19 protein-coding genes are annotated in these 22,907 nt (G+C 72.4%); 6 read left to right on the forward strand and 13 right to left on the reverse strand.

What is annotated here, in order from left to right:
* Positions 1 to 20 precede the first annotated feature (20 nt).
* Both ACFFR3_RS41085 and ACFFR3_RS41090 read left to right on the forward strand, forming a co-directional pair.
* On the forward strand, positions 21 to 1,562 hold the full coding sequence (locus tag ACFFR3_RS41085) for a long-chain-fatty-acid--CoA ligase (protein ID WP_364380251.1): 1,542 nt from the start codon (positions 21 to 23) through the stop codon (positions 1,560 to 1,562).
* A 58-nt stretch (positions 1,563 to 1,620) separates the two neighbouring features.
* On the forward strand, positions 1,621 to 3,009 hold the full coding sequence (locus ACFFR3_RS41090) for an amino acid permease (RefSeq protein WP_345404122.1): 1,389 nt from the start codon (positions 1,621 to 1,623) through the stop codon (positions 3,007 to 3,009).
* Between the two features lie 3 nt (positions 3,010 to 3,012).
* On the opposite strand, the gene ACFFR3_RS41095 is transcribed toward ACFFR3_RS41090, so the two are convergent.
* From ACFFR3_RS41095 to ACFFR3_RS41105, 3 genes are all read right to left on the reverse strand, one after another.
* The gene (locus tag ACFFR3_RS41095) at positions 3,013 to 3,558 is read right to left on the reverse strand and encodes a GNAT family N-acetyltransferase (protein WP_364380249.1); all 546 of its coding nucleotides are present in this window, start codon (positions 3,556 to 3,558) and stop codon (positions 3,013 to 3,015) included.
* A 19-nt stretch (positions 3,559 to 3,577) separates the two neighbouring features.
* Entirely contained in the window at positions 3,578 to 4,165 is a 588-nt protein-coding gene (locus ACFFR3_RS41100; protein ID WP_345404128.1) for an Rv1733c family protein, read from the reverse strand.
* A 136-nt stretch (positions 4,166 to 4,301) separates the two neighbouring features.
* On the reverse strand, positions 4,302 to 4,889 hold the full coding sequence (locus tag ACFFR3_RS41105) for a helix-turn-helix domain-containing protein (RefSeq protein ID WP_345404131.1): 588 nt from the start codon (positions 4,887 to 4,889) through the stop codon (positions 4,302 to 4,304).
* Positions 4,890 to 4,979: 90 nt separating this feature from the next.
* On the opposite strand from ACFFR3_RS41105, the gene ACFFR3_RS41110 reads away from it, so the two are divergent.
* Positions 4,980 to 6,554, forward strand: a complete 1,575-nt coding sequence (locus tag ACFFR3_RS41110) for an FAD-dependent oxidoreductase (protein ID WP_379484897.1) — start codon at positions 4,980 to 4,982, stop codon at positions 6,552 to 6,554.
* A 1-nt stretch (position 6,555) separates the two neighbouring features.
* Here the strand turns inward: ACFFR3_RS41110 and manA are convergent, their stop codons facing one another.
* The 5 genes from manA to ACFFR3_RS41135 all read right to left on the reverse strand — a co-directional run bounded on the left by manA (position 6,556) and on the right by ACFFR3_RS41135 (position 12,139).
* Complete coding sequence (manA, locus tag ACFFR3_RS41115) at positions 6,556 to 7,749, reverse strand: mannose-6-phosphate isomerase, class I (RefSeq protein WP_364380244.1); 1,194 nt, start codon at positions 7,747 to 7,749, stop codon at positions 6,556 to 6,558.
* Positions 7,750 to 7,840: 91 nt separating this feature from the next.
* Complete coding sequence (locus ACFFR3_RS41120; protein ID WP_379484898.1) at positions 7,841 to 9,061, reverse strand: cytochrome P450 family protein; 1,221 nt, start codon at positions 9,059 to 9,061, stop codon at positions 7,841 to 7,843.
* Positions 9,058 to 10,149 (reverse strand): NAD(P)/FAD-dependent oxidoreductase, encoded by a 1,092-nt coding sequence (locus ACFFR3_RS41125; RefSeq protein WP_345404152.1) that lies wholly within the window; start codon positions 10,147 to 10,149, stop codon positions 9,058 to 9,060. Before ACFFR3_RS41125 ends, ACFFR3_RS41120 begins: the two co-directional genes overlap by 4 nt.
* A complete protein-coding gene (locus ACFFR3_RS41130) occupies positions 10,146 to 11,090 on the reverse strand; it encodes a cucumopine synthase-related protein (protein WP_345404155.1) in 945 nt (314 codons plus the stop codon). The genes ACFFR3_RS41125 and ACFFR3_RS41130 overlap by 4 nt, the downstream gene beginning before the upstream one ends.
* A 74-nt stretch (positions 11,091 to 11,164) precedes the next feature.
* On the reverse strand, positions 11,165 to 12,139 hold the full coding sequence (locus ACFFR3_RS41135) for a hypothetical protein (protein ID WP_379484899.1): 975 nt from the start codon (positions 12,137 to 12,139) through the stop codon (positions 11,165 to 11,167).
* Between the two features lie 92 nt (positions 12,140 to 12,231).
* Between ACFFR3_RS41135 and ACFFR3_RS41140 the strand changes: the two genes are divergently transcribed.
* Positions 12,232 to 13,833: a hypothetical protein gene (locus tag ACFFR3_RS41140; protein ID WP_379484900.1), complete on the forward strand. Its 1,602-nt coding sequence runs from the start codon at positions 12,232 to 12,234 to the stop codon at positions 13,831 to 13,833.
* Here the strand turns inward: ACFFR3_RS41140 and ACFFR3_RS41145 are convergent, their stop codons facing one another.
* A complete protein-coding gene (locus ACFFR3_RS41145; RefSeq protein ID WP_379484901.1) occupies positions 13,834 to 15,276 on the reverse strand; it encodes an MFS transporter in 1,443 nt (480 codons plus the stop codon).
* A gap of 124 nt (positions 15,277 to 15,400) precedes the next feature.
* Between ACFFR3_RS41145 and ACFFR3_RS41150 the strand changes: the two genes are divergently transcribed.
* Complete coding sequence (locus tag ACFFR3_RS41150; protein ID WP_345404176.1) at positions 15,401 to 15,853, forward strand: MarR family winged helix-turn-helix transcriptional regulator; 453 nt, start codon at positions 15,401 to 15,403, stop codon at positions 15,851 to 15,853.
* Here the strand turns inward: ACFFR3_RS41150 and ACFFR3_RS41155 are convergent.
* The 4 genes from ACFFR3_RS41155 to ACFFR3_RS41170 are packed head-to-tail and all read right to left on the reverse strand — an operon-like array spanning position 15,823 to position 21,436.
* Entirely contained in the window at positions 15,823 to 17,847 is a 2,025-nt protein-coding gene (locus tag ACFFR3_RS41155; RefSeq protein WP_345404179.1) for an ABC transporter ATP-binding protein, read from the reverse strand. The genes ACFFR3_RS41150 and ACFFR3_RS41155 overlap by 31 nt on opposite strands.
* Positions 17,848 to 17,864: 17 nt before the next feature.
* Complete coding sequence (locus ACFFR3_RS41160; RefSeq protein WP_345404182.1) at positions 17,865 to 18,746, reverse strand: ABC transporter permease; 882 nt, start codon at positions 18,744 to 18,746, stop codon at positions 17,865 to 17,867.
* Complete coding sequence (locus ACFFR3_RS41165; RefSeq protein WP_345404185.1) at positions 18,743 to 19,702, reverse strand: ABC transporter permease; 960 nt, start codon at positions 19,700 to 19,702, stop codon at positions 18,743 to 18,745. The genes ACFFR3_RS41160 and ACFFR3_RS41165 overlap by 4 nt, the downstream gene beginning before the upstream one ends.
* Before the next feature lie 3 nt (positions 19,703 to 19,705).
* Positions 19,706 to 21,436 carry a peptide ABC transporter substrate-binding protein gene (locus tag ACFFR3_RS41170; RefSeq protein WP_364380225.1) on the reverse strand — a complete coding sequence of 577 codons (1,731 nt, stop codon included), beginning with the start codon at positions 21,434 to 21,436 and terminating at the stop codon, positions 19,706 to 19,708.
* Positions 21,437 to 21,749: 313 nt separating this feature from the next.
* Between ACFFR3_RS41170 and ACFFR3_RS41175 the strand changes: the two genes are divergently transcribed.
* The gene (locus tag ACFFR3_RS41175; protein WP_345404194.1) at positions 21,750 to 22,904 is read left to right on the forward strand and encodes an ROK family transcriptional regulator; all 1,155 of its coding nucleotides are present in this window, start codon (positions 21,750 to 21,752) and stop codon (positions 22,902 to 22,904) included.
* Positions 22,905 to 22,907 lie beyond the last annotated feature (3 nt).

The raw sequence follows: 22,907 nt of genomic DNA on the forward strand, positions 1-22,907 counted from the left end.
GTCACGAACAGGAGGACCGGATGTCCGTACTGTCCTACGAGCCCCTGACACCCACCAGCTTCCTCCAGCGCTCCGCCGCCGTCTTCGGCCCCCGCCTGGCCGTCGTGGACGGCGACCTGGGGCTGACCTACGCCGAGCTGTGGCAGCGCGTCCAGCGGCTGGCCGGCGGCCTGGCCGAGGCCGGCGTCCGGCCGGGCGACAAGGTGGCGGTGCTGGCCACGAACGGCCATCTGCTGCTGGAGTCCACGTTCGGCGTCCCGGCGGCGGGCGCCGTCATGGTGCCGCTCAACATCCGCCTGTCCGCCGCCGAGCTGGCCTACATCCTGGGTCACGCCGAGGTGTCGGTGCTGCTGCACGACGACGAGCTGGCCGGCCTGGCCAAGGCGGCGGCCGAGCAGAGCGCGGCCACGCCGCGCCTGGTCTCCGGCACCGCGTACGAGAGCATGATCGAGACCGCGCGAGAGCTGTTCGTGCCCGTCACCGACGAGCTGTCGCCGCTGTCGATCAACTACACCAGCGGCACCACAGGACGTCCCAAGGGCGTCGTCTACCACCACCGCGGCGCCTACCTCCAGGCCCTCGCCATGGCCCTGCACACCCGGCTGGAGGCGGCGAGCAGCTACCTGTGGACGCTGCCCATGTTCCACTGCCACGGCTGGTGCTTCCCGTGGGCGGTGACGCTGGCCGGGGCTCGGCACGTGTGCCTGCCCAAGGTCGATCCCGGCGAGGCGTGGCGGCTGGTGCGCGCCCACCGCGTCACCCACCTGTGCGGCGCCCCGACCGTGCTCACCTCGCTGCTCGCCCACCCCGACGCCCCCGACCGGGAGCTCGACCCGCGCCCGCTGGCCTGCGTGGGCGGCGCGCCGCCGAGCCCCGCCCTGCTGCGCCGCGCGCTCAAGGCCGGCATCGACGTCGTCCACCTGTACGGGCTGACCGAGACGTACGGGCCCGCCGTGATCTGCCAGCCGCAGCCCGAGTGGCGCGGGCTGGACGCCGACGAATACGCCGTGCTCGCCGCCCGCCAGGGCGTCGGCAACGTGATCGCCCAGCCACTGCGCGTCGTGGCCGGTGACGGCTCCGACGTGCCCGCCGACGCCGCGACCGTGGGCGAGATCGCGGTACGCGGCAACGACGTCATGATCGGCTACCACCGCGACCCCGCCGCGACGGAGCAGGCCGCGCCCGACGGCTGGTTCCGTACCGGCGACCTGGGGGTGATGCACCCCGACGGCTATGTGCGGCTCGTCGACCGTGCCAAGGACGTCATCATCTCCGGCGGCGAGAACATCGCCTCCGTCGAGGTCGAGAACGTCCTGACCGCCCACCCCGCCGTGCAGGAGGCCGCCGTCGTCGCCCGCCCCGACGAGCACTGGGGCGAGGTGCCCGTCGCCTTCGTCACGCTCGCCCCCGGCGCCGCCGCCACCGAGAGCGAGCTGATCCAGCACGTACGCGCCCGCCTCGCCCACTTCAAGGCCCCCAGGGCCGTCCACTTCGGCGATCTCCCCAAGACCTCCACCGGCAAGATTCAGAAGACCGTGCTGAGGCGGCGCGCCGCAGGTTAGCCCGCTGCCGAGGGGGAAGGTCGCCCCCACGGATGCGACGATCGGCAGTGGGGGTGTCATGGTCGATTCCCGTGGCGTCTTCCGGCGCAAGCCGGTGGAGCAGATCGCCACCGAGCACGAGGGGGAGCTGGCCAGGACCCTCGGCCTGTGGCAGCTCACCGCCATCGGCGTGGGCGGCATCATCGGGGCCGGCATCTTCGCGCTGGCCGGCGCCGTCGCCCACGAGACGGCCGGGCCCGCGGTGCTGGTGTCGTTCCTCATCGCGGGGGTGGCCAGCGCCGCCGCCGCGCTCTCGTACGCCGAGTTCGCCGGCCTCATCCCGAAGGCCGGCTCGGCCTACACCTACGGCTACGCGGTGCTCGGCGAGATCGTCGGCTGGTTCATCGGCTGGGACCTGCTGCTGGAGTACACCGCCATCGTCGCGGTCGTCGCCATCGGCATCTCCGGCTACTTCGGCTTCCTCGTCCAGAACCTCGGCCTCACGCTGCCGCCCTGGATGCTGGGCGCGCCCGGCACCGGCGAGGGGCGCGTGGTCGACCTGTTCGCGGCCCTGCTGTGCCTGCTCATCGCCTACCTGCTGAACCTCGGCATCCGCGCCGCCGCCAGGTTCGAGACGTTCGTGGTGGCCATCAAGGTCGCCGTCGTGCTGCTCGTCATCGTCATCGGGTTCTTCCACATCAACACCGCCAACTACGCGCCGTTCTTCCCGTTCGGCATCGGCGGCGCCATCACCGGCGCGGCGACCGTGTTCTTCGCGGTGTTCGGCTACGACGCCATGAGCACCGCCGCCGAGGAGTCGCGCGACGCCCGGCGCCACATGCCCAAGGCGATCATCTACTCGCTGATCATCGCGATGGTCCTGTACGTGCTGGCCACGCTCGTGCTCACCGGCATGCAGAACTACCGCGAGATCGACCCGGAGAGCGGCTTCTCCTCGGCGTTCGCCTCCGTCGGGCTGTCCGGGCTGGCCTCGGTCATCGCGGCCGGCGCGATCATCGGCATCCTGACCGTCATGTTCACGTTCATGCTGGGCGTGACGCGAGTGTGGTTCGCGATGAGCCGCGACGGGCTGCTGCCGGCCTGGTTCGCCCAGCTGCACCCCGTACGGCGGGTGCCCACCCGCGTCACCTGGATCGTCGGGGCGGCGTCGGCGGTGATCGCCGGGTTCCTGCCCATCAGGGAGGCGGCCGAGCTGACCAACATCGGGATCCTGCTGGCGTTCGTGGTGGTGTGCGCGGCCGTGATCGTGCTGCGCTACCGGCAGCCCGACCTGCCGCGCACGTTCCGCACGCCGTGGATGCCGGTGGTGCCCGCGATCGGGGTGGTCTTCTCGATCTGGCTCATCACGTTCCTGGACCCGCACACCTGGCTGCGCTTCGCCGTCTGGTTCGTCATCGGCCTGATCATCTACTTCACCTACAGCCGCCGCCACTCGGCCCTGCGGTGACCCTCAGCCGAACGCCCCCAGCGCCGCGACGGCGAGCGTCTGCTCCGCGCCGAACTCCTCGAACGTCCCCGCCGGCCGGAACCCGAGCAGGGCCGCGAGCCGCATCGACCGTTCGTTGGCCGTCTGCGTGACGACCAGCACCGGCTGGTCGGGCAGTTCGCCCGCCGCGGCCCGCAGCGCCGCCGTCGCCGCCTCGAAGGCCAGGCCGGCGCCCCAGGCGGTGCGGCGCAGAACGTAGGACAGCTCCAGCTCGCCGCCCTCCTCCGTGAGGTGTCCTGGGCGGCCGGGTGCGCGGCGGTCGAGGGTGAGGGTGCCGAGGAAGCGGTCGGTCGCCAGGTCGGCGATGACGTAGGCGCCCGGTCCCGTGACGGCCGGGACGCCCGCCGAGTCGAGGAACGACTCGACGGCGTCGCGCGGGTGCGGGCCGCCGAGGTGGGCGCGGACCTCGGGGTCGGTCATGATCTCGACGATGCCGTTCCGGTCGGAATCCTGGGCCGGGCGGAGCAGGACGCGGGCCGAGAGGATGCGGGCAGCGGTCAGCGTGGTCATGGAACGGTGATCGTAACGGTCAGGACGGGCTTTGGCGCCAGTGGTCGTCGGCGAGCGCCCAGGCGACGGTCCAGTCGCGGTAGCGGACGCGGTCGAGGGCGTGGCGGAAGGCGGCGAACAGCGTCAGCACGAGGCAGGCGGCCACGCCGAGGATCATGAGGGCCGTCGCCGCCGCCGTGATGCGCAGCTCGGCCTCGCTGGGCGGCGGCGGAGCGGGGCGGCCTGACCTGTCGACCCAGATGGTGAGCTGCGCGCCGGCCTTGGCGGGGGAGAGCACGGACACCTTGCCGGTGTGCCGGCGGCCGGACGCCGTCGTCCAGCCCGCCGAGACCAGGCCGCCGCCGCCCACCTCGCCGAACGACAGCGTCGTCACCGGCGTGTCGGCCAGCAGCGTCGCCCGGACCTGCTGGCGGCCCGCGCCGGTGGCCAGGGCGCCCGCGTACGCCTGGCGGGCGGCGGCCGTCGCCGGCCACAGGGAGAGCAGGATCAGCAGCGCCGCCACCACCAGCCCCGCGCTCTCCCACCGGTCGGTACGCCGGCGCAGCGGGTTGCCGTCAGGGCGGTAGCGCCGTACGAGCCGCGTCACGCCGTCGATCACCAGCTTCATCGAGCACCCCCCAGCACGGACTTTAGGGCCTTTACCGCCGCCCGTCCGGGAGTCCGCGATCCCGCCCCGCCGCCCTGCCCGTCAACGCGCCGACGAACCCCCACATCCCTCTCGAAAAGGACGCTGACCTGGGGTATCAGTCCTGCTTGCGGGCGGCGGGACGAGCGCGTACGTGCATGCGCTCGCCCTGCTTGCCGAACAGCGCCAGCACCTCGCACGGCTCGTCGCCCGGGTTGATGAACGCGTGCGGCGTCCGCGTGTCGAACTCGGCCACCTCCCCGGCCACCAGCGTCGTGTCGTGCGGCCCGAGCAGCAGGCGCAGCCGGCCCGACAGCACGTACAGCCATTCGTAGCCCTCGTGCACCTGCTGCTCGGGCAGGTAGCCCGGGTAGTGGGGCGGATAGATCTGCTTGAACGCCTGCAGCCCGCCGGGCCGCCGGGTGAGCGGGATGTAGGTCATGCCGTGCCGCTTGACCGGCCTCATGTGCACCCGCGGGTCGCCCGTCACGGGCGCGTCGATCAGCTCGTCGAGCTGTACCTGGTAGGCCTTGGCCAGGAGCAGCAGGAGCTCGAGCGTCGGCTTGCGGCCGCCGGACTCCAGCCGGGACAGGGTGCTGACCGAGATGCCGGTGCTCTTGCCGAGCTGCGTGAGCGTGATGCCGCGCTCCAGGCGCAGGGCCCGCAGCCGGGGACCCACCGCCTGGAGCACCTCGTCGAGTTCCATGGATCCCACCTTGCCATTCCAGCAACGAAGTTTGTCAACTCGTCGGCGGCTCGCGCACAGTTGCCTGGCATACGGAAGGGAGACCGCGACATGAAGACGTACGACGTGGTAGTGATCGGCGGCGGCGCCGCCGGGCTGAGCGGGGCGCTCACGCTGGGCCGGGCCCGCCGCAGCGTGCTGGTGGTCGACTCGGGCCGGCCGCGCAACGCCCCCGCCGAGGGGGTGCACGTCTACCTCGGCCGCGAGGGCACGCCGCCCTCGGAGCTGCTGGCCGCCGGGCGCGAGGAGGTGGCCGCGTACGGCGTGCGCGTCGAGAACGCCGCCGTGACGGGAGCGGAGCGGCTCGGTGACGGGCGCTTCCGCCTCACGCTGGACGACGGCACCGCCGTCGAGGCGGCCAGGCTGCTGGTCGCCACCGGCCTGATCGACGAGCTGCCCCCGCTGCCAGGACTGGCCGAGCTGTGGGGCAAGGACGTGCTGCACTGCCCGTACTGCCACGGCTGGGAGGTACGCGACCAGGCCATCGGCGTGCTCGGCACCGGCCCGCTCGCCGTGCACCAGGCGCTGCTGTGGCGGCAGTGGAGCGACGACGTGACCCTGTTCCTGCACACCATGGACAAGCCGTCCGGCGAGCAGCGCGAGCAGCTCGACGCCCGGGGCGTCGCGGTGGTCGAGGGCGAGGTGGCGGAGCTGGTCCTCAAGGACGGGCGGCTCCACGGCGTGCGGACGGCCGACGGCCGCGAGCACGCTCGCCAGGCGCTGGCCCTGGGCACGCGGCTGACCGCCCGCGTCGGACCGCTGGCACCGCTCGGCCTGGAGACCGCCGAGATGGAGATGGGCGGCCACGTGGTGGGCACCCACATCCCCGCCGACCCCACGGGCCGCACGTCCGTGCCGGGCGTGTGGGCGGCGGGGAACGTCACCAGCCTGTTCGAGCAGGTCATCGGCTCGGCGGCGGCGGGCGTCAAGGCCGGCGCCGCCATCAACGCCGACCTGATCGAGGAGGAGACCAGAGCCGCCGTCACCGCCCGCCGGGCCGGCCGGGCCGAGGTGACTCCTGAGGAGCTGTGGGACGGCCGCTACTCCGAGCGCGAGCGGCTCTGGACCGGCGAGCCGAACGTGGTGCTCGTCCGCGAGCTGAGCGACCTGCCGCCGGGCCGGGCGCTCGACCTGGGCAGCGGCGAGGGCGGCGACGCGGTGTGGCTGGCGAAGCGGGGCTGGCGGGTCACCGCGGCCGACGTGTCAGGGGTGGCGCTGCGCCGGGCGGCCGAACTCGCCGAGCGCATGGGCGTGGCCGACCGGATCGACTGGCAGCAGCACGACCTCGGCCGGTCCTTCCCCGAGGGCACGTACGACCTGGTCACCGCCTGCTACCTGCACTCAACGCACGATCTGCCCCGCGAGGAGATCCTGCGGGCCGCCGCCGCGGCCGTCGCGCCCGGCGGGGTGCTGCTGGTGGCCGGGCACGCCGCCGGGCCGTCCTGGGAGCACAACCCCCACCCCGACGTGCACCTCCCGACGCCCCGCGAGGTGTACGAGTCGCTGGACCTCGCAGAGGGGGAGTGGGAGGTGCTGAAGGACGCCGAGTTCGAACGCCCTCAGACCGCTCCCGACGGCACCCTCACCACCCGCAAGGACAACGTTCTGACGCTCCGCCGTCTGTGATCTACATTGTAAAGGCGCCGGGCTCGGCGCGGTACGCCGTCCCCTTGCCGGCCAGCGTCACCGAAGGGGCGGCGGCAGGGACGAACGCCGACTCGCCGGGGCGCAGCGTCAGCTCGTCGCCGAGGCGGGCCTCGCCCTCCACGCACAGCACGATCTGCGGCACCCCGCCGGGCAGCTGATGGGTGTGCTCGCCGGTCAGCTCGTGGCGGGTGAGGGCGAACTCGGGGGCGGGCGGCCGGTAGGCGTACGCCCCGCGGGGGTCCTCGGCCGGCTCGACCCGGTGCGGGACGGTCGGGGTGAAGTCCACGACGCGCATCAGCTCGGGCACGTCCACGTGCTTGGAGGTGAGCCCGCAGCGCAGCACGTTGTCGGAGTTGGCCATGATCTCGACGCCGATGCCGCCGAGGTAGGCGTGGGGGACTCCGGCGCCGAGGTAGAGGGCCTCGCCGGGGGCCAGGTCGACGTGGTTGAGCAGGAGGGCGGCGGCGATGCCGGGGTCGCCGGGGTAGGCGCGGGCGATGCCGGCGTAGACGGCCAGCTCGTCGTCCTCCGCGGCTTCCAGCAGGGCGCGCTCGACGTCGGCGCGCAGCGGGCGGGCGGCGTCGTCCAGCATCTCGGCGAACACCCGGCGCAGCGCGGCTCCCGGCTCGCCGGTGGTGAGGGCGTCAATCCAGGGGCGCAGGCCCGGCAGGCCGAGCCGGTCGAGGAGGGCGGCGGTGGCGGCGGGGGCGCGGAAGCCGCACAGGCCGTGGAAGGGGGTGAGGGCGCACACCATCTCGGGCTTGTGGGAGGCGTCCTTGTACGTGCGGGTGCGGTCGTCGAGCGGGATGCCCCGGGCGTTCTCGGCGGCGTAGCCGGCCTCGGCCTGCTCGGTGGTGGGGTGGACCTGGAGGGAGAGCGGGCGCTCGATGGCGAGGACCTTGAGCAGGTAGGGCAGCTCGGGGCCGAAGCGCTCGGCGGTGGGGGCGCCGAGGGTGACGGCGGGGTCGTGGGCGATGAGCTCGTACAGCGGGACGCCGCCGGCGGTCGAGGGCGCGCCGCGGTGGGCGCCCATCCAGAGTTCGGCCTGCGGTTCGCCGGTCGGCTCCGTGCCGAACAGGCGCGGCAGGGCGGTGACCGAGCCCCAGTCGTAGGGGCGGATGGTGGTGGCCAGGCGCAGGACGGCGGCGGGCGGTGGCAGGTCGGGGTGTTGCACGGCGTTGGCTCCAATCGTCGTTCATGGAGCGTAGAACGCGTGCGGGGGGAGTGCGTACCCGGGGATGGGCCGCGCGGGGCGGCCCATGTGGTCAGCGGGCGCGCGGGCCCAGCAGGACGGGCATGCTTCGGGTGCTGTTGCCGAGCAGGGTGTCCAGCGGCGGCAGGTCCCTGGCGGGCGTGGCGAGCCGCATGCCGGGGAAGGCGGTGAACAGCGCGCGCAGCGCGATCTCGCCTTCCAGCCTGGCCAGTGGCGCGCCCAGGCAGAAGTGCGGGCCGTGGCCGAAGGCGAGGTGCTGGGTCTGCGTGCGGGTGATGTCGAAGCGGTCGGCGTCGGGTCCGTACTGGTCGGGGTCGCGTCCGGTGGAGGCGAAGCAGGCCAGGACGGGCTCGCCCGCGCGTACGCGGACGCCGTCGAGTTCGACGTCGCGTACGGCGTAGCGCATCGGGAAGTACGCGATGGGCGAGTCCCACCGCAGGGTCTCCTCGACGGCCGCGCTGTACGGGCACTGCCCGGACAGCAGCATCCCCAGCTGGCCGGGCTGGCCGAGCAGGGCGCCGATGGCGTTGGTGATGAGGTTGACGGTGGTGACGTGCCCGGCGATGAACAGCAGCTCGATGGTGGCGAACAGCTCGTCCTCCGACAGCCGCCCGCCGTCCTTCTCGTGCAGCCGGAACAGGTCGGTGATGAGGTCTTCTCCCGGCGTGCCGCGGCGCTCGTCGATGATCTGGTCGAGCAGTTCGTGCAGCTCTTTGCGCAGGCCGGGCGAGTCTTCGAGGTCGCCGACCTGGGCGACGGCGTCGGTGAGGCGGTGCAGCTCGTCCTGGTGCTCCGGCGGGATGCCGATGAGCTCGGAGACGACCTCGCGCGGCAGCGGGTAGGCGAATTCGAGCCGCAGGTCCACCGGCTGGTCGGACGGTTGCTCCGCGAGGTGGTCGATGAGCCGGGCGGTGAGTTCCTCGATGCGCGGGCGCAGGCCGTTGAGCCGGCGTTGTGAGAACGCGGCGGTGAGCGGCATGCGCAGCCGCCGGTGGCGTTCGCCTTCGGCGTTGAGCATGGAGGTGTCGGTGACGATGCGGTCGATGGCGGTGCCCGGTGGCAGGGCGTCGCGGCCTGACCAGTGGCGCAGTTCCCTGGACAGGTCCGGGTGGGTGAGGACGGTCATGAGCGTGGCGTACCGGGTGGCGGCCCAGGCCGGTACGCCTTCGGCGGTCACCGGCACGAGTGGTCCCGCGGCGCGCAGGCGTTCGTTGTCGGCGTGGATGTCGCGGGTGGCCGGGTCGAGGATGAAGCGGTCGTCGGTCATGGTCATCCCGTTCGTCGTGGGCTGACCGCCAGGGCGGTCACGTCCATGCCGGGGTCCTGGTCGAGGTAGAGGTCGCGGACGAGTTCGCCGGCGGCGGGCGCGTTGCACAGGCCGTGGCCGGAGAAGCCGGTCGCGTACAGGAAGGCCGGTGGGCCTGGCTGGTGGCCGATGAAGGCGGTCTTGTCGGGGCTGGCGTCGCGCAGCCCGGTGACGGCGGTGTGCAGGGCGAGGCCGGCCAGGCTCGGGTACGTCTCGGCGAGCCGGGCGGCGACGTCGCGGCGCCAGGACTCGCGGTCGGGTCCCGGGTAGCCCATGCCGATGAGCATGCGGTCGTCGCGCCGCCGGATCAGCAGGCCGCTGGCGGCGTGCAGGGTGACCGGGATGTCGGGTGCGCCGGGCGGGAGCGGGTCGGTGGTGAGCAGCTCCTGCTCGATGGGTTCGGTGAGCGGCAGGTCCACGCCGGCGCAGCGGACGAGCGAGGCCGACCAGGCGCCGGCGGCGCAGACGACGGCGTCGGCGGACAGTTCGCCTTCGGCGGTCTGGACGCGGCCCGCTTCGGCGTCGATGGCGGTGACCGGGCAGCCGGTGCGCAGGGTGGCGCCGGCTTTCTCGGCGGCCATGGCGTAGGCGGTGACGATGGCGGTGGTGTCGGAGATGTAGGCGTCGGGCGAGTAGGCGGCGGCCAGCAGCGGCAGGTCGCCGATGAGCGGGTTGCGGCGCCTGGCCTCCTTGGCGCCGATGAGCCCGACGTCGACGCCGGCGGCGTGCTGGGCGGGCAGGTCGGCTTCGAAGGCGGTGACCTGCTCGGGTTCGGTGAACAGCACGAGGTAGCCGACCTGGCGCAGCGGCAGGTCGATGCCGGGCCTTTCGGGGAAGGCGTGGTAGGCGGCGAGGCTGCGGACGGCGAGCGCGGAGCTGACCGGGTTGCCGGCGAAGTAGGAGCGTACGACGTCGGCGGTGGCGCGGGAGGCGCCGGAGCCGAGCGTGCCGCGTTCGAGCAGGGTGACGTCGGTTCCGGCTTCGGCGAGGTGGTAGGCGATCGACAGCCCGATGACGCCGCCGCCGATCACCACCACGCGGGATCCGGCGCTCATGCCTGGACCTGCAGTCGGCGCAGGTGGGCTCCGGCCTCCCAGGGGAACAGGTGCAGGTTCCAGCCGCCGAGGCAGTTGCAGTAGAGGGCCATGTGGGCCATGATCGCGATGTAGTCCTCGTGGCTGTCGAGGCGTTCGAGGCCGTCCAGGAGGCGCTGGGTGAAGTCCCAGAGGCGGTCGAGGCCGCAGTAGCCGAGGAACTCGGCGGGTGTGTGGGCGAGCTGGCGGGTCATCTGGCGCAGCCAGGGCATGGGCATGCCGTCGAGTGCGGCGCGGACGAGGCCGCCGTAGCAGCTGTAGCCGAGCGGGCGGGTCTCGCCGTTGACGAACAGCAGGGTGGTCAGGACGGTCTCGTAGCTGCCCGCGCCGGACGGGATGCGGCCCTCGTGCAGGTCGAGGAGCTCTCTGGGCGGGTCGAGCCAGATGCGCTCGGTCTCGGCGTGCACCTCTTTGGCGAGCTGGTTGAGCTCGGGGTCGCCGACGGGCAGGCGGGGCAGCACGTGGCCGCCGGTCTGGCCGGCGCGGCGGACTTCGGCGATGACCGGTTCCTTGGTGGTGTAGACGGAGTTCCACACTTCGCGGCCGGCGTGGATGAGGGCGTCGAGGTCCTCTTCGGCGACCTGGCCGATCGGGGTGGCGGTCATGGGTTCGGTGAGTTCGCCGTACTTGATGCCGAGGTGTTGCAGGCGGGAGCAGAACAGGGTGCCGTCGGGCACGGTGCGGCGGTCCACCTTGTACTCGGCGGCGGTGTGCAGCAGGGCGTGGACCGGGGCGAGGTGGTACAGGTGGTACCCGGCGACCAGGGCGTGCCCTTGGAGGCTGCGGTAGGGCAGCGCGTCCCACAGGGCCTGGGCCAGTGAGGGGTTGCGCTGGTCGAGTTCGGCGGCCACGGTGATGCCGAGGCCGGGCCAGGAGATTTCCAGTTGCTTCGTCTCGTTCACACTACGTCACTCTAACGTCACGTTTGGTGGCGATCGTGTGGGGGTGGGGGTGTTTACCGGGGCATGACCAGGGCTTATGCGAAAGGGCCGCGTTCGTCGGCCCAGATGGAGGCGGGATCGACGTAGGGGCGCAGGAGCGGGGTCAGCTCGGGGTCGGGGCGGCCGTTGAGCTCGTCGGAGGCGGCCTTGCGGGCGATGCCGGCCAGCACGTCGGCGACCTGCACGCGCTCGTCGAGCTCGGAGACGACGAGCCGGAGCCCGGCCATCCGGCCGCCGAGTATCTGCCGCATCTGGGCGATGCGCTCGTCGGTCAGCGTGGTCTGGCGGTCGTGCACGACGGCGACGGGGCCGCGGCCATCGTCCAGGCCGTCGCCCCAGGAGGTGACGGCCTGGACGATGGCGGGGATGAGCGGGTCGAGCGCGGGGAAGACGTGGGGGTCGGTCAGCAGGCGGTCGCGGAACTCCTCGACGCGGTCGCGGACCTCCCACAGTGCGCGCATGACGTCGCCGGCCGGGCCTTTCGCCGTGCGCAGCTCGTCGATCAGCAGGTACGTGTCGGCGACGGAGGTGGTGATGCCCTGGCCGTTCTTGGCGCGCAGCAGGTAGTTGAAGGAGTCGAGGAAGGCGGCCCACCGGCCGGGGCCGAAGGTGCGGCGGCCCTCGCGGTAGAGGGCGACGGCGTCGGCTCTGGCGAGCGGGTCGAGGCCGAGGCGCGGGGTGTGGTCGTCCTGGAGCAGGCCGGTGACCTTGCCGGTGAGCCAGAAGGTCTTGTCGGCGACGAAGACGCGGACGTGGCCGAGCACGGGGCCGCTGGGGCCGAGCAGCCAGAGCAGGGCGGCGCGGTGCTTCTCGCGCAGGACGTGGTTGGCGCGGTATTCGTCGGCGGGGGTGGGCGCTCGTACGCGCAGCTCGGCGATGACGGCGGCGGCCGCCTCGGCGTCCATGAGCACGCTGGCGTGGGCGAAGACGTCGCTGTTGCCGCCGACGAGCTTCTCGCCCTCCGCGCCGGATTCGTCGCACGCGATTTCGAGGGGTTGCGCCACGTTCATGAATCTAGCCGGGCGGGTGGTGCCGCCGCGAGGCGATTTTGCGGGGTCTCGGGCTGGGAGAATCACGTGACCCCGTTGGAGGTGAAGGACCTGTGCTGACCCGTCTGGTCCGTGAGATCCACGAGGAGGCGGAGCGTGCCCGTACGTCGCCGGCTCCCGAGCTGACGTTCTCCCTGTGGCGGCGCTTCGCCGACGGCGGTGACCGGCTGGCGTACGAGGGCGCCTACTTCGAGCGCCGCCGCAGGCTGGCCGCGCTGCTGCTGGCCGCGCACCTGGACGACCGGCCCGACCCGGCGCTGGACGACCTGCTGTGGTCGGTGTGCGACGAGTACTCCTGGGTGCTGCCGGCGCACGAGCCGAAGGGCGGTGACCCCAACGCGTTCGTGGACCTGTTCGCCGCCGAGACGGCGCAGACGCTGGCGGAGGGGGTGCGGCTGCTGGGCGGGCACGTGGACGCGCGGGTGCGGGCGCGGGTGCGCGCGGAGGTGGAGCGGCGGGTCTTCGCCCCGCTGGAGGCGGGGACGATGTGGTGGGAGTCGGCCCGCCACAACTGGTCGGCGGTGTGCGCGGGCGCGGCGGGGGCGGCGGCGCTGGCTCTGGGCGCCGATCGGGTGGTGGCGCGGCTGGAGGGCGCGATGGAGGCGTTCCTGTCGGGTACGGGCGCCGACGGCGCCTGCCTGGAGGGCCCGGACTATTGGGCATACGGGTTCGGGTACTTCGTGTACTTCGCCGAGGCGCTGCGCGAGCACACCGGCGAGGACCTGCTGGACGATCCGCACGTGCGGGAGATGGCCGCCTACCCGGCGCGGGTGGATCTGGGTGACGGCACCAGGCCGGCGTTCGCGGACGCGCAGGCGCGCGGCGTCTATCCGGCGGGGCTGCTGTCGCGGCTGTCGGAGCGGCTGGGCGTGCCGGTGCCGGTCACCGCGGGGGAGCCGTCGTTCCATGACGACCCCTGTTATCGGTGGGCGCATCTGTCGCGGACGTTGTGGTGGGCGCGGGAGGTTCCGGTGGCGGAGCCGGGGCCGCATACGTACCTGCCGGATGCGGGCATCGTGGTGGCGCGGTCCGGCGGGGCGGCGTTCGCGGCCAAGGGCGGGCACAACGACGAGCCGCACAACCACCTCGACGTCGGCACGTTCGTGCTGCACGCGCGGGGTGAGACGGTGCTCGACGATCTGGGCGCGCCCGAGTACACCCGCGACTACTTCCGTGAGGGCCGCTACCTGGTGCCGCAGGCGTCGGCGGAGTGGCACTCGATCCCGCTGGTCGAGGGGCGGGGGCAGGTGCCGGGGCCCGAGCGGCGGGCCGAGGTGCTGGAGCACGCCGTCGACGGCGACGCGGTGACGTTCGCGCTCGACCTCACCGCCGCCTACGCGGTGCCCTGCCTGGAGCGGCTCACCCGGACGTTCCGGTGGCGGCCCGGCAGGCTGGAGCTGACCGACGCCTTCGGCTTCACCACGCGGGACGCGCGGGTGAGCGAGGTGTTCGTGTCGCGCCGCCGCCCGGTGCTGCGCGATGGCCGGGTCGCGTGGGGCCCGGTCGCGCTGGAGGTTCCGGCCGGGTGGCGGGCCGAGGCCGACGAGCTGGCGGTACGCGGCCACGACGGCGAGCAGCAGACCGTGCACCGGGTGCGCCTGTCGGCCAGAGTGCCGTCGGGCGCGCACCGGTTCACCTTCACCGTGGACGGCTGATCAGGACTCGGTGGCGGGGGCGGGGTCGGCCGGCACCAGCACCCGGCGGGGCGGGCCGCCGTCACCTGGCAGCGTCATGGTGATGAGGGCGGCGGCCAGCGCCGCGCCGCAGCCGATGAGCATGCCGACGTGGAAGCCGCGCTCCGACGGCAGCGGGTGGCCGCCGAAGTCGATGGTGAGCTGCGAGAGCACGACGCCGACGACGGCGGCGGAGACGGTGGTGCCGATGGAGCGCATCAGCGTGTTGAAGCTGTTGGCCGCGCCGGTCTCCGAGCGCGGCACGGCGCCCATGATGAGGGCGGGCATGGAGCCGTAGGCGAAGCCGACGCCGATGGCGCACACGCAGGTGATGACGAGCAGGCCCCAGGTGGAGCCGAGCAGGACGACCGACAGGCCGTAGCCGAGCGCCATGACGAGGCTGCTGGTGATGAGCGTGACCTTGGGGCCGCGGGCGGCCGACAGGCGGGCGCCGACGGGAGAGACGATCATCATCATGAGGCCGGCGGGGGCCATCCAGAGGCCGGCGGCGAGCATGGACTGGCCGAGCCCGTAGCCGGTGGCGGCGGGCAGTTGCAGGATCTGGATGACGATCAGCGACTGGGCGTACATGGAGAAGCCGACCACGATCGAGGCCGCGTTGGTGAGCAGCACCTGAGGGCGGGCGGCGACGCGCAGGTCCACCAGCGGGTCGCGGGCGCGCAGCTCCCACCAGCCCCACAGCGGCAGCACGAGGGCGGCGGCGGCCAGCAGGCCGAGCGTGGGCGCGCTGTCCCAGCCCCAGTCGGCGCCTTTGGAGACACCGAGCAGCAGGCAGATGAGTCCCGCGCCGAGCCCGAGCGCGCCGGGCAGGTCGACGCGGCCGCGCGCGGCGGGCGGCGTGTACGGCACCAGCAGCCGGATCAGCGCGGCGACCAGCAGGCCGAGGACGGCGGTGGCCCAGAACAGCGCCCGCCAGCTGGCGTACTCGGCGACGGCGGCGGCGATGGGCAGGCCGAGGGCGCCGCCGATGCCCATGGACGAGCTCATCAGCGCGATGGACGGGCCGAGCCGGTCGGGCGGCAGCACCTCGCGCAGGGCGCTGATGCCGAGGGGGATGAGGCCCATGCCCATGCCCTGCAGGCCGCGTCCGGCGATCATGGGGGCGAGCGAGCCGGCCAGGGCGCAGGTGACGCAGCCGAGGATGAGGGGGACGGCGCAGACGAGCATCATGCGGCGCTTGCCGTACAGGTCGCCGAGTCGTCCCATGACGGGGGTGGTGACGGCGCCGGCCAGCAGGGTCGCGGTGACCACCCAGGAGGCGTCGGAGGCGGTGGCGTGCAGCATCGACGGCAGGCGGCCGATGAGGGGGACGACGAGGGTCTGGGTGAGTGAGGCGACGATGCCGGCGACGGCCATCACGGTGACGATGCCGTGCCGGGTGGCGGGTCTGCTGGGCTCTTCCACGCGTGTCCCCCCGATGGTAGCGACGTGCACCCCCACATAGCGTGATAAATGCACACATTGTGGGTGTTGCACATTCTTGTGGAAGATATGCTGACCCGCACCCATGGTTGGGGGAAGGACTGGCATGGACAAGCCCACGGACTCCCTGGCCGCGGTCGAGTACGAGACCATGCGGCTCGGCCGGCACCGCCACCTCGACCGCAGCGCGTACATCCTGCTCAGCCGGATCCGCCGTGCGGGGCCGATGTCCATCGGGCAGCTCAGCAGGGCGTTCGGCCTCGACGTCTCGACGCTCAACCGGCACACCGCCGCGCTGCTGCGCGAGGGCCTGGCCGAGCGCATCGCCGACCCCGAGGGCGGCATCGCCCGCAAGTTCCGCATCACCGCGCGGGGCGAGCGGTTCCTGGACGGCGAGCGGGCGCGCAACCTGGACGGGCTGCGCGAGGTGCTGTCCGGCTGGCCGGCCGGCGACGTCGCCGCCTTCGCCGCCTACCTGCGGCGCTTCAACGACGACGTCGAACGCCTCCCTGCCCGCCCCTGGCCGGCCTACGCCAGGGGCGCGGCCGGCTCCTCCTGACGCAGCGGGAAGTGGCAGGCCACCTGGTGCGCCCCGCCCTGAAGGGGCGGCTCGGTGGCGCACACGTCCTGCGCGAGCGGGCAGCGGGTGCGGAAGCGGCAGCCGGTCGGCGGGTTGAGCGCGCTCGGCAGCTCGCCCTTGATGGTGGTGTCCGGGCTGGGCACGTGATCGGGGTCCGGTGAGGGGACGGCGTCCAGCAGCGCCTGCGTGTAGGGGTGGCGCGGGGCGCGGACGACCTGGTGGGCGGGCCCGATCTCGACCATCTTGCCGAGGTACATCACGCCGATCCTGTCGGCCATGTAGTCGACCACGGACAGGTCGTGGCTGATGAACACGTACGACAGGCCCAGCTCGCCCTGCAGGTCCCGCATCAGGTTGAGCACCTGGGCCTGCACCGAGACGTCCAGCGCGCTGACCGGCTCGTCGGCGACGATGAGCCGGGGCCGCAGCGCCAGCGACCTGGCCAGGCCGATGCGCTGCAGCTGGCCGCCGGAGAACTCGTGCGGGTAGCGCTCCAGCGCCGTCCTGGGCAGGCCGACCTGGTCGAGCAGCTCGGTGACCCGGGCGCGCCGCTGCGCCGCGTCGCCGACCTGCTGGATCTCCAGCGGCTCTGTGAGAATGGAGTCGATGCGCATGCGCGGGTTCATGGCCGCGTAGCTGTCCTGGAACATCAGCTGCACCTGCCGGTGCATGCGGCGGCGGGCGCGCCGGTCGAGGCCGGCGATGTCGGTGCCGTCCACGACGATGCTGCCGCCGGTGGCGGGCTCGAGCCCGGCCACGAGCCGGCCGACGGTGGACTTGCCGCAGCCCGACTCGCCCACGATGCCGAGCGTCTCGCCGGGCGCGACCTCGAACGACACCCCGGCCACGGCGCTCACCTTGCCGCTGGAGCGCTTCAGCCCGGCGCCGCCCGCGTCGTACTCCTTGACCAGGTCGCGCACGCTCAGGATCGGCTCGGCGGCGGCCGTGGCGGCCTGCTCGCGGCCGGTGGGCGGGGCGAGCACGACGGGCTCGGTGACGGGGTGCAGGCAGGCGAAGGCGTGCCCGTTCCCGGCCGCCGTGAGGGCGATGTCGCCGGTGCGGCACTCGTCGGTGGCGAAGCGGCAGCGCGGCGCGAAGCGGCAGCCGGTCAGCGGGCGCGACAGGTCGGGCGGCAGGCCGGGGATGCTGTAGAGGCGGCCGTCGCCGTCGGTGGCCGACTCGGGCAGGGCGCGCATGAGCGCCTCGGTGTAGCGGTGGCGGGGCGCGCGGAACAGCTCGGGGGTGGTGGCGGTCTCGACGACGCGGCCGGCGTACATGACGGCGACGCGGTCGGCGCGGCCGGCGATCACGCCGAGGTCGTGGGTGACCAGGATGACCGCCATCTTGAACTCTTCGCGCAGGTCGTCGATGAGCTCCAGGATCTGGCGCTGGGTGGTGACGTCCAGGGCCGTGGTGGGCTCGTCGGCGATGAGCAGGCGCGGGGAGCGGATGAGCGCCATGGCGATGACCACGCGCTGGCGCATGCCGCCCGACAGCTGGTGCGGGTAGTCGTCGACGATCTTGTCGGGGCGGGGCATGCCGACCCTGCGCAGGATCTCGATCGCCCGCTCGCGTGCCTCGGCCTTGCCGACCTTCTGGTGCACCCGCAGCGGCTCGGCCACCTGGGCGCCGATGCGCATGGTGGGGTTGAGCGAGGTGAGCGGGTCCTGGAAGACCATGCCCATCTCGACGCCGCGCACCCGGCGCAGCTCGGGGGCCTGCATGGTGCGCAGGTCGCGGCCGTCGAAGAGGATCTCCCCGCCGACGACGGAGCCGCCGGCGGGCAGCAGCCCCATGATCGACAGCACGGTCATGGTCTTGCCGCTGCCCGACTCGCCGACGATGCCGAGCGTCTCGCCCTGGTGGACGTCGAGGGTGACGCGGTCGAGCGCGTGCACGGTGCCGCGCCGCAGCGCGATGTCGGTGCTGAGGTCGCGCAGCCGCAGCAGCGGCTCGCTGGTGGGGTTCCCCATGTGTGCGAAAACTCCTGTCAACGCCGCCGGAGGCGGACCTCGAAGACGTCCCTCAGCCCGTCGCCGATGAAGTTGAAGGCGAGGACGATGAGGATGATGGCGATGCCCGGCGGGTAGAGCAGCCACCAGTGGCCGCTGAAGGTGTCCGACAGGCCGTCCGACAGCATGCCGCCCCAGTTCGCGGCGGGTGGCGGCACGCCCAGTCCGAGGAAGGACAGGTAGGCCACGTACAGGATGGCGTCGGCCACCTGGAAGGTGGCGTTGACGATCACCGTGCCGATGGCGTTGGGGATGATGTGCCGGCGCACCGCGCGCCCGCCGGTGCCGCCCATGCCGCGCATCGCCATGACGTACTCGCGGGTGCGCAGCGTCAGCGCCTCGCCGCGGACCAGCCGGGCGGGGCCGAGCCAGGCGAAGGCGCCGATGATGACGATGAGCATCGGCACGGTCGGCGTGACGATCGAGGCCATGAGCATGAACAGGAACAGCGCCGGGATCGACATGAACGCGTCGACCACGCGCATCATGACCGCGTCCAGCCAGCCGCCGGCGAAGCCCGCGACGGCGCCCCAGACGGTGCCGACGACCGTGGCCAGCAGGCCGGCCGCCAGGCCGACCACGATGGAGGTCTGCCCGCCCAGCATGAGCCGGCCGAGCTGGTCGTAGCCGACGCCGTCGGTGCCGAGCGGATGCCCGTCGCCGGGGGTGAGGAACACCTTCGTCAGGTCGGTGTGCACCTGGTCGGTCTGGTAGAACAGCGGCCCGAGGAAGCTGAAGGCGGCCAGCAGCACGAACAGGCCGACGCCCAGCAGGGCCAGCCGGTTCTCGCAGAACACCTCCAGGCCCTGGCGCCACATGCCGCGGACGGGCGCCTCGTCCTCGTGCGGGGTCGCGGTCATGAGCGGCCTGCCTTGAGTCGTACGCGCGGGTCGACGGCGGCGTAGAGCACGTCGGCGACCAGCGCGCCCAGCACCGTGGCCACCGAGATCAGCAGGGTGACGCCGAGCAGGATCGGGTAGTCCCGCTTGAGCGCGGCCTGCCAGAACAGCAGCCCCATGCCGGGGTAGTTGAACAGCCGCTCGACCACCAGGGCGCCGCTGAACAGCGCCGGCAGGTACATGCCGAGCAGCGTGATGACGGGGAACAGGCCGTTGCGCAGGGTGTGGCCGACGATCACGCGGCTCTCCGACAGGCCCTTGCTGCGGGCCGTGCGCACGTAGTTCTCGTTGAGGTTGTCGACCATGGACGAGCGTACGTAGCGGGAGTAGACGGCGACGGTGAGGATGGCCAGCGTGACCGTGGGCAGCACCAGCCCGGCCGGGTCGGCCAGCACCTCCGCCAGCGTGAAGCCCTGCGGCGCCTCGGGCGGCAGCAGCGGCCACACCTGCGAGAACAGGATGATCATCATGAGGCCCATGAAGAAGATCGGGGTGGCGTAGGCCAGCAGCGACAGCCCGTTGATGGTGTAGTCGGGCCAGCGGTTACGCCGTACGGCCTGCACCACGCCGAGCGGGACGGCCACCACGACCGCCAGCAGGGTCGAGGCCAGCGACAGCAGCATGGTCTTGGGCAGCCGCTGCGCGATGGCCTCCGACACCGACTGGTTGAGCTGGAAGGAGTAGCCCAGGTCGCCGGTGACCAGCCGCTGCAGGTACATCGCGTACTGCTGCCACAGCGGCCGGTCGTACCCCATCTCGTGGTTGAAGGCGGCGATCTGCTCGAGCGTCGCTTCCTTGCCCAGGATGGCCCTGGCCGCGCCTCCCGGCAGCAGGTGCAGGATCACGAACGTGATCAGCGTCACCAGGATCACGATGACCAGGGCCTGGCCCAGGCGGGTGAGGAGGTACCGGGGCAAGGGTCAGCTCTTCCAGGACCAGTCTTGGAAGTACATGAGGTTCATCGGGTCCTGCGGCTCGACGCCCTGCAGGCCCGACCTGTACGCCGAGATCTGGTAGACGGGGTTGGGCATCCACAGCACCGGCAGGTCCTTGGCCAGGAAGTCGTCGTACTCCTGGAGGGCGCCGGCGTCGTCGGAGAACTGCGCCTTCTCGATCAGCTCGTCGGCCTCGGGGCTGCTGTAGCTGCCGAGGTTGACGGGGGCGTCGGTCTGGAAGAGCCGCTCACCGGAGGCGAAGGCTGGGTAGTACCAGCTGCCCTGGGAGCCGAAGAACGACATGTCCCAGTCGCACTTGGACTCCTCCGGCTTGCAGGCGGGGGTGACCGCGACGGAGTCGGGCACCTCCTTGATGGTCAGCTGCACGCCGAGCTTGGCCATCTGGGACTTGATCTCGGCGAACATCTTGGTGGTGGCGGCGAAGCCGGACTGGCTGGTGACGGTGAAGTTCAGCGGGGTGTCCTTGGCGATGCCCTCGCCGCACAGCGCGGGGTCGGCGCAGGTGGTGGTCCCGTCGGGGGTGACCTTCCAGCCGTGGCTCTCCAGCAGCTGCTTGGCCTTGGCCGGGTCGAACGGGTAGACGCAGCCCTCGCCGGCCGGCGAGCCCTGCTTGGCGGGGACGGGGCCGCAGGTGGGGGCGGCCATGTCGGCCCAGATGACCTTGCTGATGGTGGGCTGGTCGATGAGGTGCTGCAGCGCCTGGCGCAGGTACGGCTGCTTGAACAGCGCGCCGGTCTTGGGGTTGTTGAAGTTCAGCTGCAGGTACGTGATCGACCACCCGTACCAGGGGGCGACCTTGTAGCCCTTGGACTCCAGGTACGACTTCTGCGACAGGTTGGCCGGCGGGATGTAGCCGTAGTCGATGTCGCCGGCGCGCAGCACGTTGAACTCGGCGTCGTCGCCGGTGAACGGGCGCAGCACGATCTTGCCGATCTTCGGCTTGTCGGGGCCGGAGTAGGCGTCCTGCTTGGCCAGGACCACCTCGCCGCTGGGGACGTAGCTCTCCAGCTTCCAGGGGCCGCTGGTGGTCTTCCACAGCGGGTTGGTGGCGTAGGTCTTGGGGTCCTTGGAGGCGGTGGTCAGCTCTTCGAACGTCTTCTTGGGGTCGCCCTTGTCCCAGGCGTGCTGGGGGAGCGGGACGATGCGGTTGAGCTGGTTGCCGACGAACCAGGCGGCGTTGTAGGCCTTCTTGGTGGTGATCGAGAAGGTCTTGTCGTCCTTGACCTTGAAGTCGGCGACGTTGTCGGGGAAGCCGCCGGGCCGGTAGGAGGCCCACTTGTCCTTGTTGGTGGTCACCAGGTCCCACCAGAACTCGACGTCCTTGGTGGTGATCGGCTTGCCGTCGGACCAGGTGTTGTCCTTGAGCGTGATGGTCAGCGTCCTGCCCTCGTCGCTGACCACGGGCGGCTCGGCGAGCGACCGCGTCGGGTTGACGTTGTCCTCGGTCGTGCCGTCGAGCTGGAAGCTGTAGAGCTTGCGGTACAGGGCGGTGGAGAAGATGTCGTTCTCGCCCTGGGTGAATCCGGGGGCCGAGATCGGCAGGATCCAGTTCGGCGTGCGGAGGGCCACGGTCACGGTGTCCTTGCTCTGCGCCGCTCCGCCTTGCGGCGTACCGCCGCCGGCGCCCGCGCTGCAGGCGGTCAAACCGAGCCCGATGGCCACCACGCCGCTCACGATGCGGGTTCTCGTCCCCATGTTTCTCCTCGTCGAGACGTGCGCGGGCCCTCCAGGGGGCCTTCAGTCCGGAGAATGTATAGAGGTACAAGTACTAAGTCAATGTGAAAAATCCGCTTTGTTCGGGGCACTTATTTCGGGATAGAGTCCGCGGCGAGGAGATCCGCCGGGCGAGATCCGCGTGGAACGCGTACGACATCCGTGTGACATCTTTCGGTGATCGTCTTCGTGCCCGATGATGGGCGTCTGCTGTGATGGCCCGCCTGGGCCCAGGGGTCGGGCCCGCTCGCGGGCCCCCGTGCTCGCCTGCGCTGCGCCAGGGGGGAGGAGAGACATGCCGGAGCCGCCCGCCAAGCTGCGCGAGCAGGCGTTGAGCCTGCTGGCCAGCGGCAAGGCCGCCTCCCGTGCGGACCTGGTGGAGCTCCTGGAGGTGGCTCCCTCGACGGTCTCCAGCGTGGTACGCCGCCTGCTGGAGGAGGGCACGATCCTCGAGGAGGGCGTCGGCGCCTCCACCGGCGGCCGCCGGCCCAGGATTCTGCGGCTGCGCGAGGACGGCGGCGTGCTCGCCGTGGCCGAGCTCGGCGGGCGGCACGCCCGCGTCGGCCTGTGCGCCCCCTCGGGAGCACTGCAGGTCGCCGAGGAGCTCGCCGTCGACATAAGCGCAGGCCCGCAGGCGATCTTTGACGAGATCAGCGAGGCCTTCGACCGCGTCAGGACCGCCCACGCGCCCGGCCGCCGCCTGCTGGCCGTCGGCATGGCACTGCCCGGGCCCGTCGACTTCCCGCACGGCCGGCTCGTCGGCCCGGCCCGCATGCCCGGCTGGAGCGGCTACGACGTCCAGGCCGACCTGCGCGAGCGCTTCCAGGCCGGCGCCCTGGCCGACAACGACGCCAAGGCCGCCGCCATCGGCGAGTACGTCACCCGCCGCGCCACCGGCGACATGATCTACGTCAAGGCCGGCAGCGGCATCGGCGGCTGCCTGGTCACCGGCGGCCGCATCTACCGCGGCGGGCGCGGCCTGTCCGGCGACCTCACCCACGTGCGGGTGGCCGACAGCGGCGAGCGCGAATGCTCCTGCGGCAGCCGCGGCTGCCTGGAGACCGTCGCCAGCGGCGCCGCGCTCGTGCGCGAGCTGGCCCGCCGCGGCCGGCCCGTCACCGGGCTGAGCGACGTCGTCGCCGCCACCGTGGACGCCGACCCCGCCGTCGTGACGCTGGTGCGCCAGGCCGGCCGGCTGCTCGGCGTCGCCCTGTCGGGCCTGGTCAACTTCCTCAACCCCGACAGCGTCGTCATCGGCGGCGCGCTGTCCAGCCTCGACGTCTACGTCGCGGCCGTCAAAGGCATGCTGTACGAGCGCTGCCTGCCGCCCCTGACCCAGTCGCTGTCCATCGAGGCGAGCGCGGCGGGCCCCGACGCCGCCCTCATCGGGCTCGGCCGGCTGCTGCGCGAGACGACCGACCTGCACTCCACCACCGACGCCACCACCTAGGAA

Source organism: Nonomuraea salmonea (genome assembly GCF_042428605.1).
GTDB lineage: Bacteria > Actinomycetota > Actinomycetes > Streptosporangiales > Streptosporangiaceae > Nonomuraea > Nonomuraea salmonea.